The 22,870-nt window shown below is 42.7% G+C and carries 16 protein-coding genes; 7 read left to right on the top strand and 9 right to left on the bottom strand.

The annotated features are described in order from the left end of the window. Window positions 1-22: 22 nt before the first annotated feature. The 3 genes from VL121_RS01875 to VL121_RS01865 form a co-directional block, all read right to left on the bottom strand. A complete protein-coding gene (locus VL121_RS01875) occupies window positions 23-3,481 on the bottom strand; it encodes a SusC/RagA family TonB-linked outer membrane protein (RefSeq protein ID WP_325401564.1) in 3,459 nt (1,152 codons plus the stop codon). A gap of 276 nt (window positions 3,482-3,757) precedes the next feature. Further along, entirely contained in the window at window positions 3,758-4,870 is a 1,113-nt protein-coding gene (locus VL121_RS01870) for a FecR family protein (RefSeq protein WP_325401562.1), read from the bottom strand. 62 nt (window positions 4,871-4,932) lie between these two features. Continuing rightward, on the bottom strand, window positions 4,933-5,517 hold the full coding sequence (locus VL121_RS01865; RefSeq protein ID WP_325401560.1) for an RNA polymerase sigma-70 factor: 585 nt from the start codon (window positions 5,515-5,517) through the stop codon (window positions 4,933-4,935). A 238-nt stretch (window positions 5,518-5,755) separates the two neighbouring features. On the opposite strand from VL121_RS01865, the gene mnmA reads away from it, so the two are divergent. The 3 genes from mnmA to VL121_RS01850 all read left to right on the top strand — a co-directional run bounded on the left by mnmA (window position 5,756) and on the right by VL121_RS01850 (window position 9,744). After that, window positions 5,756-6,829: a tRNA 2-thiouridine(34) synthase MnmA gene (gene mnmA, locus VL121_RS01860; RefSeq protein ID WP_325401558.1), complete on the top strand. Its 1,074-nt coding sequence runs from the start codon at window positions 5,756-5,758 to the stop codon at window positions 6,827-6,829. A gap of 348 nt (window positions 6,830-7,177) precedes the next feature. Continuing rightward, window positions 7,178-8,038 carry a hypothetical protein gene (locus VL121_RS01855; protein ID WP_325401556.1) on the top strand — a complete coding sequence of 287 codons (861 nt, stop codon included), beginning with the start codon at window positions 7,178-7,180 and terminating at the stop codon, window positions 8,036-8,038. A 20-nt stretch (window positions 8,039-8,058) separates the two neighbouring features. Continuing rightward, the gene (locus tag VL121_RS01850) at window positions 8,059-9,744 is read left to right on the top strand and encodes a S8 family serine peptidase (RefSeq protein ID WP_325401554.1); all 1,686 of its coding nucleotides are present in this window, start codon (window positions 8,059-8,061) and stop codon (window positions 9,742-9,744) included. Window positions 9,745-9,926: 182 nt separating this feature from the next. Here VL121_RS01850 and VL121_RS01845 read toward each other — a convergent pair whose 3' ends face one another. The 5 genes from VL121_RS01845 to VL121_RS01825 all read right to left on the bottom strand — a co-directional run bounded on the left by VL121_RS01845 (window position 9,927) and on the right by VL121_RS01825 (window position 17,772). Then, window positions 9,927-11,315 carry an RsmB/NOP family class I SAM-dependent RNA methyltransferase gene (locus VL121_RS01845; protein WP_325401552.1) on the bottom strand — a complete coding sequence of 463 codons (1,389 nt, stop codon included), beginning with the start codon at window positions 11,313-11,315 and terminating at the stop codon, window positions 9,927-9,929. Between the two features lie 33 nt (window positions 11,316-11,348). Beyond that, the gene (locus VL121_RS01840) at window positions 11,349-12,212 is read right to left on the bottom strand and encodes a hypothetical protein (RefSeq protein WP_325401550.1); all 864 of its coding nucleotides are present in this window, start codon (window positions 12,210-12,212) and stop codon (window positions 11,349-11,351) included. Window positions 12,213-12,332: 120 nt separating this feature from the next. Beyond that, a complete protein-coding gene (locus VL121_RS01835; RefSeq protein WP_325401548.1) occupies window positions 12,333-13,199 on the bottom strand; it encodes a hypothetical protein in 867 nt (288 codons plus the stop codon). A gap of 162 nt (window positions 13,200-13,361) precedes the next feature. Further along, window positions 13,362-14,936, bottom strand: a complete 1,575-nt coding sequence (gene odhB / locus VL121_RS01830) for a 2-oxoglutarate dehydrogenase complex dihydrolipoyllysine-residue succinyltransferase (protein WP_325401546.1) — start codon at window positions 14,934-14,936, stop codon at window positions 13,362-13,364. 37 nt (window positions 14,937-14,973) lie between these two features. Beyond that, entirely contained in the window at window positions 14,974-17,772 is a 2,799-nt protein-coding gene (locus VL121_RS01825) for a 2-oxoglutarate dehydrogenase E1 component (RefSeq protein ID WP_325401544.1), read from the bottom strand. Between the two features lie 259 nt (window positions 17,773-18,031). On the opposite strand from VL121_RS01825, the gene rpsT reads away from it, so the two are divergent. The 3 genes from rpsT to VL121_RS01810 all read left to right on the top strand — a co-directional run bounded on the left by rpsT (window position 18,032) and on the right by VL121_RS01810 (window position 20,606). Next, a complete protein-coding gene (gene rpsT, locus VL121_RS01820; protein WP_325401542.1) occupies window positions 18,032-18,286 on the top strand; it encodes a 30S ribosomal protein S20 in 255 nt (84 codons plus the stop codon). 113 nt (window positions 18,287-18,399) lie between these two features. Further along, complete coding sequence (locus tag VL121_RS01815; RefSeq protein WP_325401540.1) at window positions 18,400-19,518, top strand: carbohydrate-binding family 9-like protein; 1,119 nt, start codon at window positions 18,400-18,402, stop codon at window positions 19,516-19,518. A 5-nt stretch (window positions 19,519-19,523) separates the two neighbouring features. Further along, window positions 19,524-20,606, top strand: a complete 1,083-nt coding sequence (locus tag VL121_RS01810) for a family 10 glycosylhydrolase (protein ID WP_325401538.1) — start codon at window positions 19,524-19,526, stop codon at window positions 20,604-20,606. Between the two features lie 81 nt (window positions 20,607-20,687). Here VL121_RS01810 and VL121_RS01805 read toward each other — a convergent pair whose 3' ends face one another. Continuing rightward, on the bottom strand, window positions 20,688-21,599 hold the full coding sequence (locus VL121_RS01805) for a hypothetical protein (RefSeq protein ID WP_325401536.1): 912 nt from the start codon (window positions 21,597-21,599) through the stop codon (window positions 20,688-20,690). A gap of 213 nt (window positions 21,600-21,812) precedes the next feature. Here VL121_RS01805 and VL121_RS01800 point away from each other — a divergent pair, with 213 nt between their 5' ends. Next, window positions 21,813-22,682, top strand: a complete 870-nt coding sequence (locus VL121_RS01800; protein WP_325401534.1) for an energy transducer TonB — start codon at window positions 21,813-21,815, stop codon at window positions 22,680-22,682. The last annotated feature ends 188 nt before the right edge of the window (window positions 22,683-22,870 follow it).

Below are 22,870 nucleotides of genomic sequence, written 5' to 3'. Positions count from 1 at the left end.
ATATTTACTTAGATAACGCGGCTTAAAAGTCAAGATTAAGCCCTACTGCGTATTTTCTTTGATAAGGGTATGCCCATCCGTAACCATCCGCCACCGCTTCGGGATCAATATATTTTTTAATGGAAGAAAACTCATACAGGTTCTCTCCCGTTACAAATAATCTCAACCGGCTTACTTTCACTCTTTTGGTGAGTGAAGCAGGTAAAGTATAACCAACTGTAACATTTTTGATCCTCAGGTAAGCTGCATTCAGCAAATATTTGGTTTGTGGTAAATCCAGCCCTGAACCATAATTGGCATCGGCTAACCAGGCCTGCAAAACCGGAAAATAAGAATCGGTATTGGCATCGGCCAAACCCGCGGCTATATAAGAAGCGGAATGCCTGTCGCGGTCTGTTCCGGTTTCCGAAGCACCGCGATAGTAATCAAGATTCCATTCATAAATACCGGCGTAAGGTTGCTGGTAAGGCCCCCAGAATAAATAATGTTTAGGATAAAAATCTTTCTTGCCCACGCCTTGCAGGAATACAGACAAATCAAAGTTATTCCAGTCAAAATCAAGATTTACTCCATAGCGGTACCGCGTACTATTGTTGCCGATTATTTTCAGATCCTTCGGATCCGTTTGTGTATTTCCCTGCTCTATCCTGCCATCCTTATTCAGGTCAACATATTTCGGCCATCCCTCAACAATATCCAACGCACCCCAGGGAACGATCGCAAATTCATCCAGTGCATCAATCTCTTCCTGGCTTCTAAAATAGCCATCGCTCACCAATCCCCATATTTCCCCTATTTCCTGTCCTTTCCTGTAATTGTTTAACAGCAATTGGTCGTTCTTGTATTTGGTGATTTTAGTACGCGAATCGGAAAGAATGAATTTAACGCCAAAGGAAAATGGTCTTGAAGCCAGGTTAAAATTATCGCGGTAGGCAAGTGATAATTCCCAGCCTTTTGTAGAAAGATCCGCTACATTCTGTGTTGGCGGATTCGTTCCAAGTACGCCGGGCAATTCTGCAACAGGACCAAGCATCCCTATTGTATTACGCACAAAATAATCAAAGCCGCCCTGCACCCTGTTCTGCAGTAATCCAATATCCGCGCCCACGTTAAAAGTGGTTACTTTTTCCCAGGTATAGGTATCGGGATCAACGTTCAAATTGGGAGCACCGGTAATTATAGAAGGATAGGCGTTGTTTATAATATAGGAAGCTCTTCCCGTAGGCAGCGTCTGTATATATCCAAAATCACTTACGCTCTGGTTACCAAGATCGCCATAAGATACCCTGAACTTAAGCGATGACACCTGCCGGGAGATGCTTTGAAAAAAGGGTTCTTCGCTGGCTATCCACGCTCCGGAAACAGAAGGAAAAAAGCCCCATCTGCGTTCCCTTGGGAAGCGGGAAGAACCATCATATCTGCCATTGCCTTCAATAATATATCGTCCCTTAAAGGTATAATTCAATCGCCCGAAAACACTACGAAGCGCATAGGTCGTATAATCTGCGGAAAGCGTTGGATTTTCTCCGGTGGCCAATCCTATATAAGGAAGCGATGAAGATATAAGCCGGTCGCGCGACATGCCTTCATACGACCAGATATATTCTTCCTGGTTATAGCCCGCAATTACTTTAATAGCATGGTCGGCGCCAATTTGTTTGTTGTAATTAGCAAACAGGTCATACACATCATGTTTAACGATACCGTTTCTAACCGATACGGAGCCGTTGCCTCCTTCCTCCCGGATATCACCTTCTCCATAACCTATCTCAAATTTTTTATAATCCGTATTGTATTTCCATATCTCTCTTTTAAAGCTGGCACTACCCGTAATTTGAAGGTCGCCGTTTAAAAAAGTAGCCGTTGCCCGGGAAATATTTTGAAAACCAAACCTTGTCTCTACATTCCGGCCGCCATTGGCTAACCGGGCGGCTAATCGGCCTGCGCCGGTATTGGCCCATGATCCATCAGGATTCTTCGCCACCTGCGTAGGTTGCAAATAATACAGGTCTGTTACGTTAATAGAAGGCGCATCTGCTTTGGTTTGATAGATATTCAGGTTGTTTTCTACTTTTAACCAGGTTAAAGGGGTAAAGTTAATCTTAGCTCTCAATCCATACCGGTTCCAGTCATCCTTTGATAGCTTGTTCAACCCGTTTTCTTTAGTCCAGTCTGCGGAAAGTAAATATCCAAAAGGTTTTCCTTTGCCTATTTCTGATCCGCCACTAAAAGAAATGCTGTGGTTTTGGGAAGAACTCATTTTATTGAAGAAGTAGTCATTCCAGTTATTATTGCCCATGTATATCCACTTCGTGGGATCATTTGGGTCTTTGCGTACATCTTCAACAGAAGGATCTTCAGATCTTTCCTTGGCCCACTGATAATGGTAATCCGAATAATTGACATAATCCCAGGGGGTATTATCGGTGGCTGTTTCCAGTACGCGCGAATAAATATAGGGGTCTGTTATCTGGTCGGGCAATACCGTACGCCGCGACCATGAAAAATAGTTATTGTATGACACCCGCTGTTTGCCGCCGCTGGCGCCTTGTTTGGTAGTAATTAAAATAACGCCAAAGGCCGCCCTGGCGCCATAAATAGCTGCTGAAGCTGCATCGCGCAAAACACTCAGTGAACCAATATCCTGTGGATTGAGGCGTAAAATATCATCAGTAGTAGACGCTATGCCATCAATAATAATAAGCGGTGAAGCGCCTCCACCGGTAAGCGTTGTTATACCACGGATATTAATATTGGGCGTAGCGCCCGGTCTTCCACCAGGATAGCTAATATTCAACCCGGGACTAAGACCCTGTAAACCCTGGAAGAGATTGGCAATAGGACGCTCTGCCAGTTGTTTGCCCGAAATCTGGTCTACCGCGCCGGTGATATTAATTTTCTTTTCCGATCCGTAGCCCACTACCACTACTTCATTTAAAGAGTTTTCCTGGGCTAACAGGGTAACAGTTAAAGCTCCTCCGCCTTCTATAGCTATTTCCTGGGTTTGGTACCCTATAAAAGAAAAAACTAAAATGGCGTTTTCGGGAACTTTGATTTCAAAATCGCCTTCGGTGCTTGTAGTAGCGGCTATATTGGCATTTTTTAATTGAACGGTTACGCCCGGCAATGGCTCGCCCAATGAATTGATTACTTTACCCTTTACCACCACATCGTTTTTTTCCGTTCCCTGCGGGGCTATTACCACCAGGTTTTCAGAAAGCATGCGATAACCCAGTTTGGTACCATTTAATATTTCCTTTAACAGGTCGTTGATGGAAATATTTTTAGCGTCAACAGTAACCCTATGATTAAATGGCAGGTAATCATCATTATATACAAAACGGAAGTTTGTACTTTTTTCAATGATAGCGAACGCCTTTTCCAGGCTGGTTCGGGAAAGATTCAGGGAAATTTTTTGCGAATGTACATCTGCGCTTACGTGCATACAAAACACAAGCAGAAGAAAGGCAGTAAATTTCATAATCATGAAAAATTTACGTAGGCTCCGCCCGTAGCGAAGCCGGTTAAGCAGTAGGTTTTTTTGCATACCTTTGGTTTGTTGGTGAAAGTTTTTGTTTGATTGTTCCTACAAAAATCCTTGTAGCCTTCATTGTACGGGAAATGCTTGCTCCATTTCCCGTTTTTTATGGCTATTGCAACTGGATTGTTATAAAATTTAATGGCTAAGAGGATTCAGGCTGGTTCATAATATAAAGTTTCGGTTATTAAAGCATTATTTCAGAAAGTATGTGCACTATTACTCAATCCAAATCACGCCATCACTGCCTTTTTTATACTGGAAAGAGGTTCCGGTTAATTGAAAAGCACGCAATATGTCTTCGAGACTTTCTTCTTCAAATGTGCCGCTTAGATTAATACTTTTTTTGTTCTCATTTTTAAACCGGATTTCAGCGTTAAACCATTTTTCAAGTAATGACGCAATTTTCGCAAACGGCATATTTTTAAACACCAGTTTATTTTCCACCCATGCCGTTTCGGCAATAGTGCTGTCTTTCATGGTAGTAACCGATGTTTTTTTAACGTATATCTTCTCCTCCATTATTTCGTCCGGAGATGCCGCTGTTTTAATATCACCGTTATGCTTTGCCGGCATCGCTACCGTTAATTTTTCATTGGGCTGCAGCAGTATTATATTATCCTCATTTTTATTAAACCGCACTTCAACCGATCCGTGAATAAGTGAAGCCACGGCACTGTCTTCATCTGCATAAGCCCTTATATTAAAAATAGTACCCACTACTTTTACGGTAAAGGCTTTTGTGTGAACAAAAAAAGGTTTACCGCTGTCTTTAACTACATCAAAATAGGCTTCACCCTCCAATTGTACATCCCGGGTTTTACCATCAAATTGTTTCGGATAATCTAATGAACTACCGGCATTGAGCCATACTTTTGTTCCATCAGGCAGCAGTAACTGGGAACGGGAACCCATTTGAGTTACCAGGTGCTGCAATGGCTTAGCATCCATCAATTCAACTGGCTTCGCCTGCCATTTCCAGCCAATAAATACAACAAGCATTATACTTGCCGCTACTGTTATATAGCGGAACAACATGCGCGCCCCGCGCCTGTTGTTTATTTCTTCCGTTGCCGTAATAGCATGCAATGCTGTTTTTTCAGTAACGGAACTTAAACGTAGTTTGTGTTTTTCCAGCAACAGGGATATATCCTCCTTGTTATAAGATTTGAACTGGTCGTACCAATCCTGGTTCATCAACTCCTGCACATGTAAGGCATAAGGATGTTGCTGTAGCAGGCGTTCCAGCTCTTTTACCTCTTCAGGTAAAATTTCTTTTGCCGTTTTGCGGGCGAGGAGCTGCCAAATTCGTTCATTATCCTGGTACTGCATACTGATAAAGATACAAGAGCGATTAATAAATGAAAATTCCCTAAAAGAATCTTAAAAATAATTTACCTGAGCTGAAAATAAGCCGAAAGGAGATCATTGGGCATACTTAAGCGAATAGCAGAAGACAGCTTTTTAATAGCAACCGCCAATTGAGCGTCAACCGTTTTTGTAGAAATTTCGAGCAGTTCGGCTACTTCTTTATAAGAAAGTCCATCTATTTTTACCAGCCTGAAAATGAGCTGGCAGCGGGTGGGAAGCTCCCGGATGGCTTTCTCTATAATTTGAGCCACTTCTGTAGAAATAATCCGGTGTTCAATATCCGGGGCCATAGCCAAGGCATCCCGGTCCAATGTTTCATAATCAACATGCTTTTTCCTTTGCGATAAAGCATTCAGTGATAAATTACGGGTACATACATATATGTACATTAGCGGGTTACGCACATTAGAAAGCCTTTCTCTTTTTTGCCACAGCATAATAAACACATCGGAAACAACCTCTTCGGCCATGTGAAAAGAGCCAATAATAGCCGCGGAGAAATGAATGAGTTTGGTACACATTAACTTGTACAACAAATCGTACGACTCCATATTGCCATTGGAGCACACATCAAAAAACAAAGATTTAACCTCTTCGCCATTTCTCATGATGTAAAAGTAAATAAATAGCCGTGTAAATTTGAAGGGCTTACATTACCTGATTGTTATAAACATGCACTTTCAGCACATCAATCGTTTGCGCTATTTTTTATTCAGGCCGAATCAGCATTAAATAGCGTACCATGTGCACCAGTGCATTAAACAGGGCATTTATTACCTATTGCTTTTTCTCCGTATTTTTGCAGGCTAATGTGTAATTATTATGAGCCGTAAATGAAAAGTTCTGGTGGCAATGAGCGGCGGTATAGACAGTACGGTTACAGCGCTCATGCTGCATGATGAAGGATACGAAGTAGTGGGCATTACCATGAAAACATGGGATTATGCCAGCGCGGGCAGCAGTAAAAAAGAAACCGGCTGCTGCAATATAGATAGCTTTAATGACGCCCGTATGGCAGCGGTGGAACATGGCTTCCCTCATTTTATATTAGATATCCGGAGCGAGTTCGGCGATGCGGTAATAGAAAACTTCGTGGAAGAATACCTTGCCGGACACACGCCTAACCCCTGCGTAATGTGCAATACCCATATTAAATGGAGGGCACTCTTAAAAAGAGCCGATGCGCTGGATTGTGAATACATTGCTACGGGTCACTATGGTAATATTCACCAGCATACTAACGGGCGCTATTACATCAGCAAAGGCGTTGATGAAACAAAAGACCAGAGCTATGTGCTGTGGGGGCTTCAGCAGGATCTGTTAAGCCGCACCATGCTGCCCCTGGGTAAATATCGTAAAACACAGATCAGGCAAATGGCGTTGGACTACGGCTATCCCGAACTGGCTAAAAAAAGCGAAAGCTACGAAATTTGCTTTGTGCCGGATAACGATTACCGCGGCTTCCTGAAACGTAAAGTAGATGGGCTGGAGGAACGGGTAAACGGGGGAAATTTTATAGACGCAAACGGCAAGATCATCGGGCAGCACAAAGGATACCCCTTTTATACTATTGGCCAGCGAAAAGGACTGGATATAGCGCTGGGTAAACCTGCCTATGTTACGCGAATTATACCGGAAACCAATACCGTTGTTTTGGGCGATGAAGAAGACCTGAACCGCCAGGAAATGCTGGTAAGCAAACTTAACTGGTTAAAGTACGATGGCATAACCAATGGAATGGAAGCCATAACCAAAATCAGGTATAAAGACAGCGGGGCACTATCAACCTTACACAACCACGAAAAAGGCATACAGGTTAATTTTTATGATCATGTAAAAGGCATTGCCCCCGGCCAAAGCGCCGTATTTTACGAAGGCGATGATGTAATTGGCGGGGGAGTGATCATGAGGGGTGAGTAGGGAGTGGTAATAGTGAGAGGAGAGACGTGCAACGTAAAAGAAGAAGAACCAAACCTATCGTTAGTAGTTTTCAGCTCATGGCTGATCTGATTGCACATGATGAGAGGTGAAAAGTGAATGGTGAAAAGTGAAAGCCCCCGACCCATCCTTGGTAGTTCTATCTGATAGCTCCTGTGCTTGCTTTTTGCTGATGGCTGAAACTGACCGCTGATAGCCGCCCTGCAATAAAAAGAGAGTCAAAGCGTTAGCAATCGGAAAGCTGCTTTCCGATTTTTAATTTTAACTGGTATAAGCAACCTTATGCCTGTTTGGATTGCCCGTATTAAAGCTTTTTCCTAATTTTTGTGTATGAGTAAAAGCCGTAAATATTTTTTTCTTATCCTGGTGGTACCGCTTTTTTTAAGCATGCAGTTTTGCAAAAGAGAAACGGACGCTTTTACCGTAGTACCCGTTGCTGATTACTATCCCACCCAGGTAGGAAAATATATTATATATCAATTAGACTCTACCATATTTACCAACTTCGAAACCACTAAAGAAATCCATAGCTACCAGGTAAAAGATATAGTGGATGCAGAAATAACGGATAACCTTAACCGCCCCAGTTATCGTATCCGCAGGATGATCAGGGATTCTGCAGGATTAAAGCCCTGGACAGATATAGCTACATTTATGGCTACACCACTGCCTAATTCTATTGAATACGTTGAGAACAATCTTCGTTTTATAAAATTAAAATCTCCCGTGAGGGAAAACTATTTCTGGCAGGGCAACAGCTATATAAATGCTGATGGCGACCTGGACTACCTGAAATCGTGGGAATATAATTACACTAATGTAGGGCAGCCTTATCTTATTGGCAACAAAGCGGTGGAGCATACTGTAACCGTATTACAATCCGATGAAATGACAGGCGATCCGGCACTGTTTCCCAACAATGTAGCTTCAAAAAACTATAGCGTGGAAGTGTACGGAAAAAACATTGGACTCATTTATAAAGATTTTATTTACTGGCTCTATCAAAAAAACAATACCCTCGGCAATTGCCGTGTAATTGTTGAAGGGCAACCGGATACGCCCTGTCCGTATGACGTAGATTGCGATTTGCTTGCCCAAACCCTTAATGGTTATATGAAATGCGATACGATCGCCAGCCGTTATTCCTATGATGGCTATGGTATTAAGCTACAGATGATTGAACATAATTAATGCATAGCACGCCTGTTTCTATGAAAACAATAGCGCCTTTATTGATTTTTTTCCTGGCATTTGTTCTAAACAATATGCATGCACAATCTTCAAGGTATATTATTGTTTTAAAAAACAAGAACAACAATCCTTATTCACTCAGCAATCCCTCGCAATATTTATCACTTAAAGCCATCGAAAGAAGAACAAGGCAGCAAATTGCTATTGACAGTTCCGACCTTCCTGTTAATCCCGCTTACCTCAACAGTATACGCAATGCCGGAACCCTAAGCATACTGAATGTTTCCAAATGGCTGAACCAGGTATTAATACAAACCACCGATCCGGCTGCATTACAAAACATAAACGGTTTTTCTTTTGTGCAGTCGGTTGCAGGCATTGCCGCCAGAACCTCCGGCAGGAAAAAGGATGAAGCAGATAAATTCAGCGAAATGATTTTTCCTGTAAAAAGAAGCCAGATGGTACAGGGTGGCAACGATTATTACAGTTACGGCAATATGTATGCGCAGATAAATATTCATGAAGGCGAATTCTTACACAACAAAGGTTTCCGGGGTGAAGGCATGACCATTGCCATTTTGGATGCGGGCTTTTATCATTACGATACCAATCCCGCGTTCGACAGCGTGCGGCTGAATAACCAGGTATTGGGCACCTGGGATTTTGTGGCCAATAAGCCCAGTGTAACAGAAGAGCATACACATGGAATGGTTTGCTTTTCAACCATAGCGGCAAACCGGCCGGGACTGTTGGTGGGCACAGCGCCCAAAGCAAAATTTTACCTGTTTCGCACAGAAGATGTGGCTACCGAATACCCGGTGGAAGAACAAAACTGGGTAGCCGCAGCCGAAAGGGCCGATAGCCTGGGCGTTGATCTTATTACATCTTCTTTGGGATACAATACTTTTACCAATCCTTCCTTAAACCATAGCTATGCCGATATGAATGGCGCGTCTACTATTATTACAAAAGGCGCGGAAATGGCAGCAAAGAAAGGAATATTTGTTACCAACAGTGCAGGTAATTCCGGCACCGATAGCTGGCATTACCTTATAGCCCCTGCTGATGGCGAACATGTGCTTGCCATTGGCGCTGTAAATGCCGGTAAACAGGTAGCTGGCTTTTCAAGCTACGGACCTTCGTACGATGGAAGAATAAAACCCAATGTAGCTTCTGTGGGCTGGGGAACCGTAATTGCAGGTACAGATGGTAATCCTGCCAGTGCCAGTGGCACTTCGGTAGCCAATCCCAACCTGGCAGGTTTAATTACATGCCTGTGGCAGGCATTCCCGGAGTTCAGCAATGCAACCATCTTCGATGCTGTACAAAGAAGTGCGGATAAATATAATAACCCTGATGACCGCGTGGGATACGGTATCCCTAATATGCGTGTAGCATATGGGATATTGGAGAAGAAAAGACAATTGCAAAATGCTGACCGTATTTTGAACAACGACTGGCTGAAAGCTTACCCTGTTCCTTTCACAAACGCTTTTACCATACTGCTTAAACCAAAGGTAAATGGCAAAACCTCTTTTTCTTTATACGATGCCGCCGGCAAAAAAGTACTGGCAAAAACAGCAGATACACAAACCGGCGTGGTTCAGTTTATAGCATTCAACAGCCTGGCTCACCTGCCGCAGGGCGTTTACTGGCTCAGTTGTTCCGATGGAAAAAATAATCGTATCGTGCGGTTGATGAAGTAGAAAGGTATCAGCTATCAGGCGAGTAACTGCTAATGATAGAATGAATACTCCTCCTTTCTGCTCATAGCTCATAGCTAATCTGATAATTTCTTCGGATTTTTGCCTTCGAGATTTATTTGTTTTTGTGATTTGGTTCTTGGTGCTTTTTTCGGATTTCGGATTTTCTTCTTCGAATTTGAGATTTATTTAGGCAAGGTTAACAGTGCGGCAAACATGGTATCTGCCTTTCTATCATATCCCTTCAGCACTTCCATCTTCAATAATTGAAGATTAAATTCCGCTTCTATTTCATTTACCGTTGCTTCATTTTCTTCCTTAAAAACCGAACAGGTAATATACAACAGGTAACCCCCAGGCTTTATAAAGGGAATAATATTAGTAAGTATCTTTTTTTGAAGTGCAGTATAATGCAATACCTCTTCTTCCTTCCAAAAATATAACTGCTCAGGCGTTCGCCCCCAGGTGCCGCTGCCGGAGCAGGGCGCATCGCATATAATAAGATCAAAAAGTGAATGGTGAGTAGTGAATGGTGAATGGTGAGTAGTAAGATCAATTACTTTGGCAGCGTACGATTCTATACCGGCGGCGGTAAAACGTTTCCCCAGGTTGACAAGTATGGATTTACGTATATCCGATACCGTTATATTGATGTTTTTCAGCGTATCTATTGCCAGTATGGATTTACCGCCGCTGGCCGCGCAGCAGTCCCACACCTCCGGCTTTTTGTCTCCCTGCAATGGTTTCAAAAAGGCAGCTACCTGCTGCGAGCTGTAATCCTGTATCACAGCTTCCCTGTCTGCTTCAATCACTGCATCCAGCTTTGTGGTGTTGCTAAAAGCAATACAATTTTCATTGATGAGCCTGTACTGTATTTTACCCGCATCTAACTTTTGCTGCACTGTTGCTTTATACCCGGGCCGGATACGGATAAACAAGTCGGGCTGCACAAAAAAAGAATGGCAAAAAAGAGAATGATCTATTCCCCCGCTCAGTTCTGATTGCCATGGAAATACAAAGAGTGGTGAGCAGTGGGTGGTGAAGGGTGAAGGGTGAATGGTGAGTTGTGAGGTACTCTCGGTATTAAAATTTTTATTTAATACTTCACATTTCTCTTCTATAGAAAGATGCACCTTTTCATTCCACGCCGGCTTTAACTGCTGCAGCATTTCATTAGGTTCTGAACTGCATAAAAATAACCCGGCCAATATATGGGCATGTAAGGTATCGTTGTCCGCGGATATATTGGACGCATGTATTGGACGCATTTCAGATTGCCCCATGGTTTTCGTTACTGTGGGCGGTGAAGACACCGCCCACGGCGGACCGCCCCGGTTGGTGGGGACACCAACCGGTGACAATTTGAACTTTCCCACTGAAGGTAAATGCACCCTGAACATTTTTCCCGTGCGGTAATAGCAATAGCACAAATGACTGATCTGCTTCCTGTCTTTTGATCCGTATTTTTTATTTGCAGCAAAAAAGCTTTTGAGGAATGCAGCAAGAGGCTGGTCACCATTGTAACGCCTTATGATACCGGCGGATGTGTTGAGGTAAGAATAATATCTGCTCACACTGCAAAAGTGAATCATTTATTACAAAATGATTCACTTTTGATAAAAATAAGTAAGATTAACTTTTTCCTGCGTTACATCATTGCTGTATACTCCTTTTGCAGGCTTATTAAAATCATTGTATTCATAGCTCATATTCCAGGTGTTATCCGGCTCTGTAATATCGCTTATACCTGTAAGGCAATGGGGTGTATTAAGTCCGTCCATTAAAAAACCGTTCAAAAGCGCTTCATCCTTAAAATTCATTGGAGCAAGCTTGTCATTGTACTGGAAGTTGATCACTTGTTGAGGATCCGGGTCGTTTTCAAAAAACCGAACGGTCATAGTTGTAATATTTTCCTTTTCATCGTAAGTATACCCCGTATTTTGGAAATCCTTGTATTCAGTATTGTCACCTGTTTTGCGGAATATCTTCACCCGGCTTATTCTTCCTTTGCTATTATATTCATAAGCAATACTATCTCTTATCTTTTTGTTATCCGTATCCAAAAAAGTTCTGATGCCATACGTGTATTTCCCTTCTGCTGTAAAATTCAGATTCAATGCAATGCTGTCTCTTAATATAAGGTTATTACCTTCATCATATACATTCCAAATGTCAGTTATTGTCTTTATCATTCCTTTGTCATTCCGAATGAACGAAGATTCCTGTTCTGCGTAGGGCTCATTTACGGTTCCTTCATAATCGTTTTTTACGTTCAGCAATCTTTTTTTGGCATCATACTTAAAAGTTACTGTCACTAAATAAGATGCACCAGATGATTGCATTGTTGTTTTAACCAGCAGCGGGCCTTTATTGTCATCCTCAGCTTTCTTTTTTTCAAAAGATTCTTCTTTGCGGCAGGAAATAACCAGCAGGGCGCCTGTTAGCAGAATTAGCAAGGGTTTAAGGTTCATATAAAGGAATATGTGTTTTAGAAGATAAAAATCAATACAATTTAGCTTGTTTGAAGAAGTGAAACAACATTACCCACCTTATTTTTCTTTGCCAATTTTTTTTAATTACGGGCAGCCTGTTTATTTAAGATAGTAATATTTCATTGTCATTTTTTGCCCCGCTTCTTCCTGTGATAAAGCCGTTGCAGGCTTATTAAAACTATTATACGTGTATTGTATGGTCTCAACATCCTCTTTATTAATGAAATCGGCACATTTAATTATATTGTTAGGGGTAGGGTAAGAAAACAAAATATCTCCTGTTAATAACATTTCCTGTCCGAAATTCATCGGGTTTATTTTATCGTCATACTGCAGCTCATTCTTAAACCAATCTTCCCTATTAGGATAATTGCGAACTGCTGTGGCACTTGCAACCTTAATGTTTTTATCGGCACTATAAATGTACTCAAATTTATCGCCCAGATGCGGTGTATCATTGGCCACAAAATGATATACTTCCACGGTATTTATCAAACCATCCATTCTATATTTATATGCCAGGCTATCATGGATAGGAGACATTTCCCCTGTTCCGGTAGTTATTGAGTATTCGTATTGCGAGGTGGCTTTATTATAATGAACAGTAAATTCTCCATCCCAGTGAAGCTGGGGTACCCCCGGGGTATAATATAAATAAGTAACCACCTTAATTTTTTCAATAACACCTTCCTCATTCCTGCTAAATTGCTCCAGCAAACTATGGAATTCATCATCCGGATCAGATTGCCCTTCGTTTACCGAATAAGCCTCAATGATTCTATTACTACTGTCATATTTAAAAGTGCTTACAGTCGAATCCTGCTCCCCTTCATATTGTACTACAAGCCGTTTTAAAAGCCCACCGTTTTCCGGATAGGGAATGGTATCAACCGGATCCGTAACAGGAGGTTCGGGTTCCGCAGGAACTTCTTTCTGGCACGAACTGATCCATACAAATACCAGCACAATCCTGCCAGTAACTTATATTTCATAGTGCAAAATGTATTTTTAACAGTATGCAGCAAACCGGAAACACTACTATCCTGCGCCGCTCCATACCGCATCCAAAAACTTTTGCAACCGCAGGAACCCATTCGATCTTATAAAGATCAACGTGTTTTAATGAGATTATACTTCTAAAAGTGCTTTAACCGGGTCTTTTCCGAACAACAGCATTTCCGGGTTCTCCAGCAGTTCTTTTACGCGAACCAAAAAACTCACCGACTCTCTTCCGTCAATAATGCGATGATCATAGCTCAGGGCAATATACATCATGGGCTTTATTACCACCTGCCCGTTTATGGCCATAGGGCGCTCCTGTATTTTATGCATGCCCAGTATGGCTGCCTGCGGCAAATTGATAATAGGCGTACTCATCAGCGAACCAAATACGCCGCCATTGGTAATGGTAAACGTTCCGCCCTGTAACTCATCCATGGTTAACTTATTATCACGGGCTTTGCCGGCCAGTTCTATCACTTTCTTTTCTATATCGGCCATGCCCAGGCTTTCAACATTTCGTATAACCGGAACGGTTAGTCCGCGTGGCGTGCTCACGGCAATGCTGATATCTGCGTAATCATGGTATACCAGTTCCTCCCCGTCTAAATTGGCATTCACCGCGGGCCAATCTGCCAGCGCGATAGCGCATGCTTTTGCAAAAAAGCTCATAAACCCTAATCCCACCCCGTGTATTTCTTTAAACTTATCCTTATATGTTTTACGGACCTCCATAATGCGCGTCATGTCCACTTCATTAAAAGTGGTAAGCATAGCAGTGGTATTTTTTGATTCCACCAGCCGCCTGCTGATCGTTTTACGCAGACTGGTCATTTTTTGGCTGCGCACATTACGGGTAAACAGTTCCTGACCTTCAAAAGCTTTTTTACCCGGATTAGCCAAAGCGGCCAGCACATCGCCTTTTACTATTCTGCCCGCTGTTCCGCTGGCTGTTATGGTTTTAGGATCAATTTTTTTATCGGCTATAATAGCAGCCGCCACGGGCGTGGTTTTTACACCGGAAGCAGGTGTGGCTACAGGTTGACTAACGGCAACATGCGCTACAGGCTTTTTTTCAGCAGCAGCCGGCGCCGGTTCCTGTTCGGCAGGCACCGCGATATCCGTATCAATTACAGCTATAACATCGCCTATTTTAATGGTATCACCTTCTTTTACCGATGTAGCCAGTTTGCCCGCCTCTTCCGCATTGAGTTCAAAAGTAGCTTTTTCGCTTTCCAGTTCGGCAATCACTTCATCACGTCTTACCAGGTCTCCATTGCTTTTTGTCCACTTCAATAAAGTAACCTCACTTATAGACTCTCCAACCACAGGCACTTTCACTTCTATTTTTCCCTTTCCCGCCGCTTTAGCTTCTTCTTTAACAGGCACCGCTATAACCGCCGGAGCCGCTTTTTCGCCCGATTCTTTATTTGCCGGTGCGGCAGCAACTGCCGTATCGGCCGGCTTAGCGGCCTGTTCGTCGATAGTAGCCAATACCGAACCAATAGCGATGGTATCACCTTCATTGGCCCTGGTTTTTAATACCCCTGCTTTTTCAGCATTTACTTCAAATGTAGCTTTTTCGCTTTCCAGCTCTGCAATCACTTCATCTCTTTCCACATACGCGCCATCGGGCTTTACCCATTTTAACAAAGTAACTTCGCTTATAGATTCTCCTACTGCCGGAACCTTGATATCAATCATGTTTTTTCAGTTTATGCTGATTTATCCTGGTATAAAGTTAAATGGAAAATGCGGTTTCAATAATTTCCAACTGCTCCTGCGCATGTATCTTGGAAAATCCCGTTGCAGGAGAAGCACTGCTTTCCCTGCTGATTACACCGTAATTCATTTCAGGCAATCCCAATTGCCTTAAACCGGTATTCAAATTCATTTGCAGGAAGGAAGCTGCCCCCATATTCAGCGGCTCTTCCTGTACCCAATACCATATCGCTTTATTGTACTTACTATATAAAGCCGATAATTGTTTGTAAGGGAGGGGGTATAATTGTTCTATCCTTATCAGCGCTACATCTTTCCTGCTGTCTTTTTGCTGCTTTGCGGCAAGATCAAAATATATTTTCCCCGAACAAAAAATAACTTTCTTTACCTCCGCAGCATTGTCCGTAAAAGTGTCATCCATAATTTCCCTGAACCTTCCGCTGGTAAATTCCTCAACTGCAGAATAACTGCCCGCATGCCGCAGGTTGGCTTTAGGAGAAAAATTGATCAATGGTTTGCGGAAAGGCCATGCTACCTGTCTGCGCAAAGCATGAAAGAAATTAGAAGCTGTAGTAATATTGGTAACAACCATATTCAATTCAGCGCACATTTGTAAAAATCTTTCCATCCTGCCCGAACTATGTTCCGGGCCCTGTCCTTCATATCCATGAGGCAATAACATGGTTATGCTATTCATCCGGTTCCATTTTTCTTCACCCGATGAAATAAACTGGTCAATCATGGGTTGCGCCACATTACAAAAATCGCCGAACTGCGCTTCCCATACCACCAGCGCGTTTGGATTAGCCAGTCCGAAGCCGTATTCAAAACCCAGTACACCGTATTCACTTAAAAAGGAATTAAATATCCTGTATTTTCCCTTAGCCCCGGGGATGGCGCTAAGCCGGTTGTAAGGCTCATCTGTTTTTTCATCCTGCAAAACGGCATGCCGATGCGAGAAGGTACCCCTGCAAATGTCCTGTCCGCTCATACGCACATCTTTGCCATCAATTAGTATACTGCCATAAGCCAGCAGTTCACCCGTAGCCCAGTCTAATTTTTTTTCACTATTAAATAATTTGATTTTTTCGTTGATTATTTTTTCCACTTTGTGAAGCGGTGTAAAATTATCCGGCCATTTCATCATCGCATCAAAGATGGTAGTAAAATGTTCCGGGCTGATGGCAGTAACCGGCGACTGTTCAAAATCCGCATCCGTAGCTTTCCGCAATTGCTTCCACCATTTATCGGGCTGCTGGTAGGTGTAAGGTAATGGGTTCTGTTTCACTTCATCTAAGCGATCCTGTAAATCGCCCCAAAACTTTTTTTCCATGCCTTTCGCCAGTTCCTGCGCTTCGGGCTCTCCATGCTCCAGCAGATATTTCACATATACTTCCCTGGGGTTGGGATGTTTGTCAATTAAGGCGTAGAGGGTAGGTTGGGTAAATTTAGGGTCATCGCCTTCATTATGCCCGTGCTTGCGGTAGCACACCATATCTATAAATACATCCGATTGAAATGCTTTGCGGTAGCGGGCCGCCATTTCGGCGCATTTTACCACGGCCTCCGGATCATCGCCATTTACATGTAATACAGGCGCCTGCACCATAGCGGCCAGTGAAGTACAATAATCCGAGCTGCGTGCGTCATCAAAGTCGGTAGTAAATCCTATCTGGTTATTAATCACAAAATGAATAGTACCCCCGGTATAGTACCCCTCTAATTTGCACATTTGTAAAACTTCATACACTATACCCTGTCCTGCAATTGAAGCATCGCCATGGATGAGAATAGGTAATACTTTTTCATATTCTTCGCCATGCAAAATATTGGCTCTTCCCCTGGCAAAGCCAACTACCACCGGGTCTACGGCTTCCAAGTGCGAGGGATTGGGCATAAGCTTTAAATACATCAGCTTACCATCGGGGGTTTTTACTTCACTCCCAAATCCAAGGTGGTATTTCACATCGCCACTACCCATGGTTTGATCCACCTTACCGGTTCCTTCAAACTCACTAAATATCTGCTCATAGGTTTTGCCCATTATATTCGCCAAAACGTTCAGCCGGCCGCGGTGGGCCATTCCTATCACCACTTCCTGCACATCAAACTCAGCGGCCTTATTAATAATTGCGTCTAAAGCCGGGATAGTTGTTTCGCCCCCTTCTAATGAAAATCTTTTTTGGCCTATATATTTGGTGTGAAGGAATTTCTCAAACAGCACTGCCTGGTTAATTTTCTCTAATATTCTTTCTTTTTGTTCGAGAGAAAACGGCCGAATAAAATTTCTTTCCATTTCAGTAGTCAGCCAGTCTACTTTTTTCTGATCACTAATATATTTAAATTCTATACCCACATGCCCTGCATAACAGGCTTGCAAATGCTCCAATATTTTTCGTAAAGAAGTAGTACCCAGCCCAATAAGATTACCTGCAAAGAAGTTTTTATCCATGTCTTCTTCGCTAAATCCAAAGAAGCCAAGATTAAGATTAGCACCCCTGTCTTTTCGTTTACGTATAGGATTGGTGTCGGCAATAAGATGCCCCTTGTTGCGGTAACCCAGGATAAGGCGGTAAGCACCCAGCTCCTTTTTCCAGTTTACACCATCGGTGGTAGTATAAGGAGCAGAAAGCTTATCTGCCGCTTCAGTACCGGCGTTTCCATTTACACCGCCTTTATTGTTGGCAATAGCAAAATCGAACCCTTCAAAAAACTTTTTGAAATCGGGATCCACACTTTCAGGATTCTTTACAAAATCATTATATAAATTCTCTATATAGGTGGGATCAGAACTGGTTATATATGAAAAATCTTTCATGAGGCTATCTTTTGAAAACAGACACAAACCTACGTGATTTTGATGATATGAGCGCTTAAACAACGATCAAAAGCAGGCAGTTATACACCTATTCCGGAATTTTAAGATTTGATATAACGCGGCGGCGGCATCATTCTTTTTCCGTTGTTTCAAAAAAAATAAAAATGGAGGCGGAATCTTGCTAAATTGCGGATTTGATATATAAAATTTGGATTTGATTGTATATCCGCCTACCTTTGCCGTCCAAAATTTTTTAAAAATGGCTAATCATAAAGCTACGAAAAAGGATATGCGCCAGGCCGCAAAACGCAGGGACAGGAACCGGTATAATGGTAAAACCACCCGTAATGCCATACGCGACCTGAAAGTAATTACCGGTAAAAAGGAAGCGAAAGAAGCTATCCCCTCCGTAGAAGGCATGATAGATAAGCTGGCCAAACGTGGCATTATACATAAAAATAAAGCCGCTAATCTTAAAAGTAAATTAGCCAAAAGGGTAAACGCGCTTGCGTAAACCATAAGTGGTTTAATAATATAGTTTTGACTGCATTCTGTAAAAGGAATGCATTTTTTTTATCCTTGAGGCTCCGGGAACGTATCTTTCGGGAAAATCAAGGCTTTTATAAAATGTCAGACCTGAAAAAAAAATTACTCCTTATTTTATTAATATCCTGCTTTATTTCCACTCAAAGTACAGCCCAGGATATCTTTAAAGGCTATGCGCATCTTTTTACACCACCGCTTCATTATACCGCATATCAAATTAAAGACAGCCTGCATATTGATGGGAAGATGGATGAAAGCACCTGGGAAAAAGCACCCTGGTCGGCCAATTTTACGGATATTGAAGGACGCGCAAAACCCCGCGCTGCGCACCGCACCCGTTTTAAAATGCTATGGGATACGGCCTGTTTGTATATTGCCGCGGAAATGGAAGAGCCGCATATATGGGCAACCTTAACCCGGCACGACCAGATCATATACCACGATAATGATTTTGAAGTATTTATTGATCCCGATGGCGATACCCATGATTATTTTGAAATAGAGGTTAATGCCTTCAATACCATCTTTGACCTTTTTCTTTCACGGCCCTACCGCAACGGAGGACATTTATCTACCCACTGGAATGCCAGGGGATTAAAATCTGCAGTACATATTAACGGAACGCTTAATAACCCGCGTGATACAGACAGAAAATGGACAGTGGAGATGGCTATCCCGTTTGCCGCGCTCCAAAAGAATACTGCGCCTCCTGATCCGAAAAAAAACGCTTTGTGGCGCATCAATTTTTCAAGGGTGCAATGGGATACCGAGATTGTTGACGGAAAATATAAGAAAAAGATTAACGCCGCTACCGGCAAGCCCTTCCCGGAACATAACTGGGTATGGTCGCCCCAGGGTGTTATTAATATGCACTATCCCGAAAGATGGGGTTACCTCCGGTTTGCAGGGCAGGAGCTAAAAAAAGAAAAGGATGACTTTGTTTTATCTGAACAGGAAAAACTAAAAAAATACGCCTGGCTGATTTATTACAAACAGCAGCAATACTTCAGGAGCAATGGTAAATATGCCGCTAACCTTGCGGAACTTGAATTACCTGCAAAGATTACCACCGTAACCGGAAATGAATGTACCTTGCAATTAACGCTGGCCAACATGCAATTTACCGCCGCCATTATTTGCGATAGCCAAAAAGCAGGCTGGCAAATTGATCAGCATGGCAAGATAACTCCCTTAAAGTAACGATCATGAATAAACGAAAATTCATACAATCGGCACTGGTAGCAGGTGCAGCCACCCTTTCATTGCCTCTGAAGCCCTATGCCGCCGAAGCACCAACAGCAGGCAACCGAAAAGTAAAACGTAAACATTGGGTATGGATCAACCCCAGCCCGGCAGATAAGGAAGAAGACCTGCAAAGCCTGTATGCCGCATACCATGACGCGGGTATAAGGGGTATTTTTTTTGAAGCAGACAGCGAAAAACATTACCGCATTGCTAAAAGTAAAAAATTAGAAGCCCACCGGTGGATGTGGATCATGAACAGGGGAGAAAAAGAATTATTGCAAGCCCACCCGGAATGGTATGCCCAAAACCGGAACGGCGATTCCTGTGCCGATAAACCACCTTATGTAAATTATTACCGCTGGCTTTGTCCGTCAAGAGCAGAGGTCAGGCATTACTTAGAAGAGCAGGTAAAAAGCACGCTGGAAAAAGACTATGTGGATGGTATCCATTTGGATTACATCCGTTACTGCGATGTGATACTGCCTGTTAACCTGTGGAGCAAATATGGCATTGAACAAAACAGGGAACTGCCGGAATATGATTTTTGTTATTGCGATGTATGCCGGAATAATTTCAAAACATTGCACGGCACAGATCCGCTGGATATACAATACCCCGACCAGAGCCTGTCGTGGCGAAAATTCAGGTACGATAATATAACGGCTGTGGTTAACCGCTTATCTGCCGTTGCGCACAGGCATAAAAAAAAGATTACCGCGGCGGTTTTTCCCACACCGGAAGTAGCCAAACGTATTGTGCGGCAGGACTGGCTGAACTGGAACTTAGACGGCATTTGCCCGATGATATACCATGGCTTTTACAGGGAAAATGTGAGCTGGATAGGCGATGCCGTGGCAGAAGGGGTTAACGGACTGCATGGTCGCTTTCCGCTGTATGCCGGGTTATTTCTTCCCGATTTTAAAAGCGGGGATGAACTGAAGCAGGGCATTCAGTATGCATTAACCAATGGCGCTGCAGGCATTTCCTTTTTTGGAAGGGTAGATGAAAAAGTACTGGCGTTGCTTAAAAGTATCCCTGCATAATAAAAACACCAAGAACTGCCAACCTTTATCATGCTCACTTCTTTTGTAAAGGTTAACAGCCCTTGTATCTGGCTATTGCTATCAGGGTTTTGGAGCCTCCGGGGTATCTTTCACCATCACCGGCCAAATACCTGGCGTGGGTACGCTCACCCCTTTGTTTAATCCTCTTTGCATATTATCCGAGCCAAAATAATAAAGTGGCCATCCTTTATAGGTAAGCTGCTTTTTACCGAATATATCTATAGCGGTAAACAACGTTTTATCTAATATGGAAGGAACGACTACCTTATCGGTTTCATAAATAGGCCATACCCCGTTATTGGAAAAGTCGGCATGGGTAAATTTATTTACATTAAAGCTGTCTTTTGAAAAGCCATACAGGGTAACGCCCTTAGGGTCTGAAAAGTACAGGGTCTTTCCTGTACCTTCCGTATAATCGCTTTTATACGTTTTACCATCGTTGCCTGTAAGCTGCGCGTTTACCAGCATAATGCTATAATCGGGCTTGGCTACAAACCATATATTGCCAAAGGCTTCTCCTTTTGTTTCCCCTGCGGCTTCACGTACATTATAGCCACCTTGCACAGGAGCGTAATAGTATAAGGGCCAGGTTTTATACGTAGTTTGTTTTCCTGCGGGTGTTGTTATAGTTCCAAAATCTGCAATATCAAGTCCAGCTACCAAACTGACCTGTGCAAGGTTATCACCTGCATAGTATATCGGCCAAAGGGCAAGACATCCGCCTGCGCAATTGGACTGCCCGTTAAAATCATTGGAAAAATAATAGAGTGTATTACCTAAGGTATCTGCAAGGTAAGCACCTAAAGCAGCACTGGTAGCAAGCTGAACAGTGGGCTTTTTTTCGGCTGGCGGCGTGGGTTCGCTGCTTTTACTGCAGGAAACAGATAACAATATACATGCAATCAAAACCATACCGGCACAGCTTATCCGCTTCCTAACAAAAAGGTTAGAAGCCCGTTTTGTGTACAACATATACAAATCAGGTTTTAAAAATGAAAGGATGACTTATCATTCCAAATAAGGAGTAGCGCTGAATAGTATACAGTTCGTAATTAAAAGATCAAAGGTTGCCTGCTGAAGAAAATAAAATAGCAGCTATTAGTTCAAATGATTTCTACCGCTCCGTATTCGGATCTTCGTTTTCCGGAGTATGTTTAATCTTCCCATTTTACATATTTTTACAACATGAAGAGTTGCCTGCTTTCATTGCTGATTTTATCTTTTTGTTACGGCCACGCCCAGGATACCATAATTTGCCATTTTGACGAACAACTTTCGCTCACCGGCAAAAAGCAAAGTGTATACCCCGGAAAAATGACAGCACATGATAATAGCTGGGAAGCATTTGCATTTTACAGCAACGGCAACGTGTTAATGCATGGCTTTTTTGCAGACAAAAAATTAAAATTAAAGCAGGGGCTGTACAGCATTTATTATGCAAACGGGAACCGCAGGGCGTTAACTTATTTTAACAACAATGTGGCAGACAGTATTTTCACGAGTTGGCATATCAACGGGCAAATGAGCGACTCCGGTGTAATAGAACAGCAATTTCGCACGGGCTTATGGAAAACATGGTATACAAACGGCAATCCCGAATCTGAAGGCGTTTACATTAACAGTGAACCTGACGGTGAATGGCGCTGGTACCATCCTAATGGCAAACCGGCAACCATTGAGGTGTACAGTCATAACAAATTACAGGACCTTACCTGCTACGATACGGCTGGTAACGCGGCAGGCAGCAATTGCAGGATAGAAAAAAAGCCCTGTCCCCAAAGCGCTTACGATTTTGAAGCATTCATTATAGAAAATTTACTATACCCTAAAGATGCTTTAAAGAAAGGCATTGAAGGAGATGTAGCTTTTGAATTTCTTATTACCAAAGAAGGAAAGCTCACGAATATCAACTTTACCAATGAGGCCAATACCTTATTGCAGGATGAAGTGGTGAGGCTGTTAAAGTCGGTTAAGGAATGGGAACCCGCTGTTTCGCATAACCGCCGTATAGACTACCTGTACACCTATAGCGTTCCTTTTTATTTACCGGATTAGGAGAGGTATCAGCAATCAGGCATCAGCTATCAGGGGAGTTATTTCTAACGATAGGATGCCTATTCCTTCTTTGTACCCCCATAGAATCTGATTGCTTATAGCCAACAGCCTTCCTCTAATTTCGAAATTCCGCCTTCGGATTTTTATTTGAAGTTTATGGTTTGTGGTTACATTTTGCTTCGGATTCC

It is taken from the genome of Agriterribacter sp., from assembly GCF_035497235.1.
GTDB lineage: Bacteria > Bacteroidota > Bacteroidia > Chitinophagales > Chitinophagaceae > Agriterribacter.
This window is presented reverse-complemented; position numbering and strand designations above follow the sequence as displayed.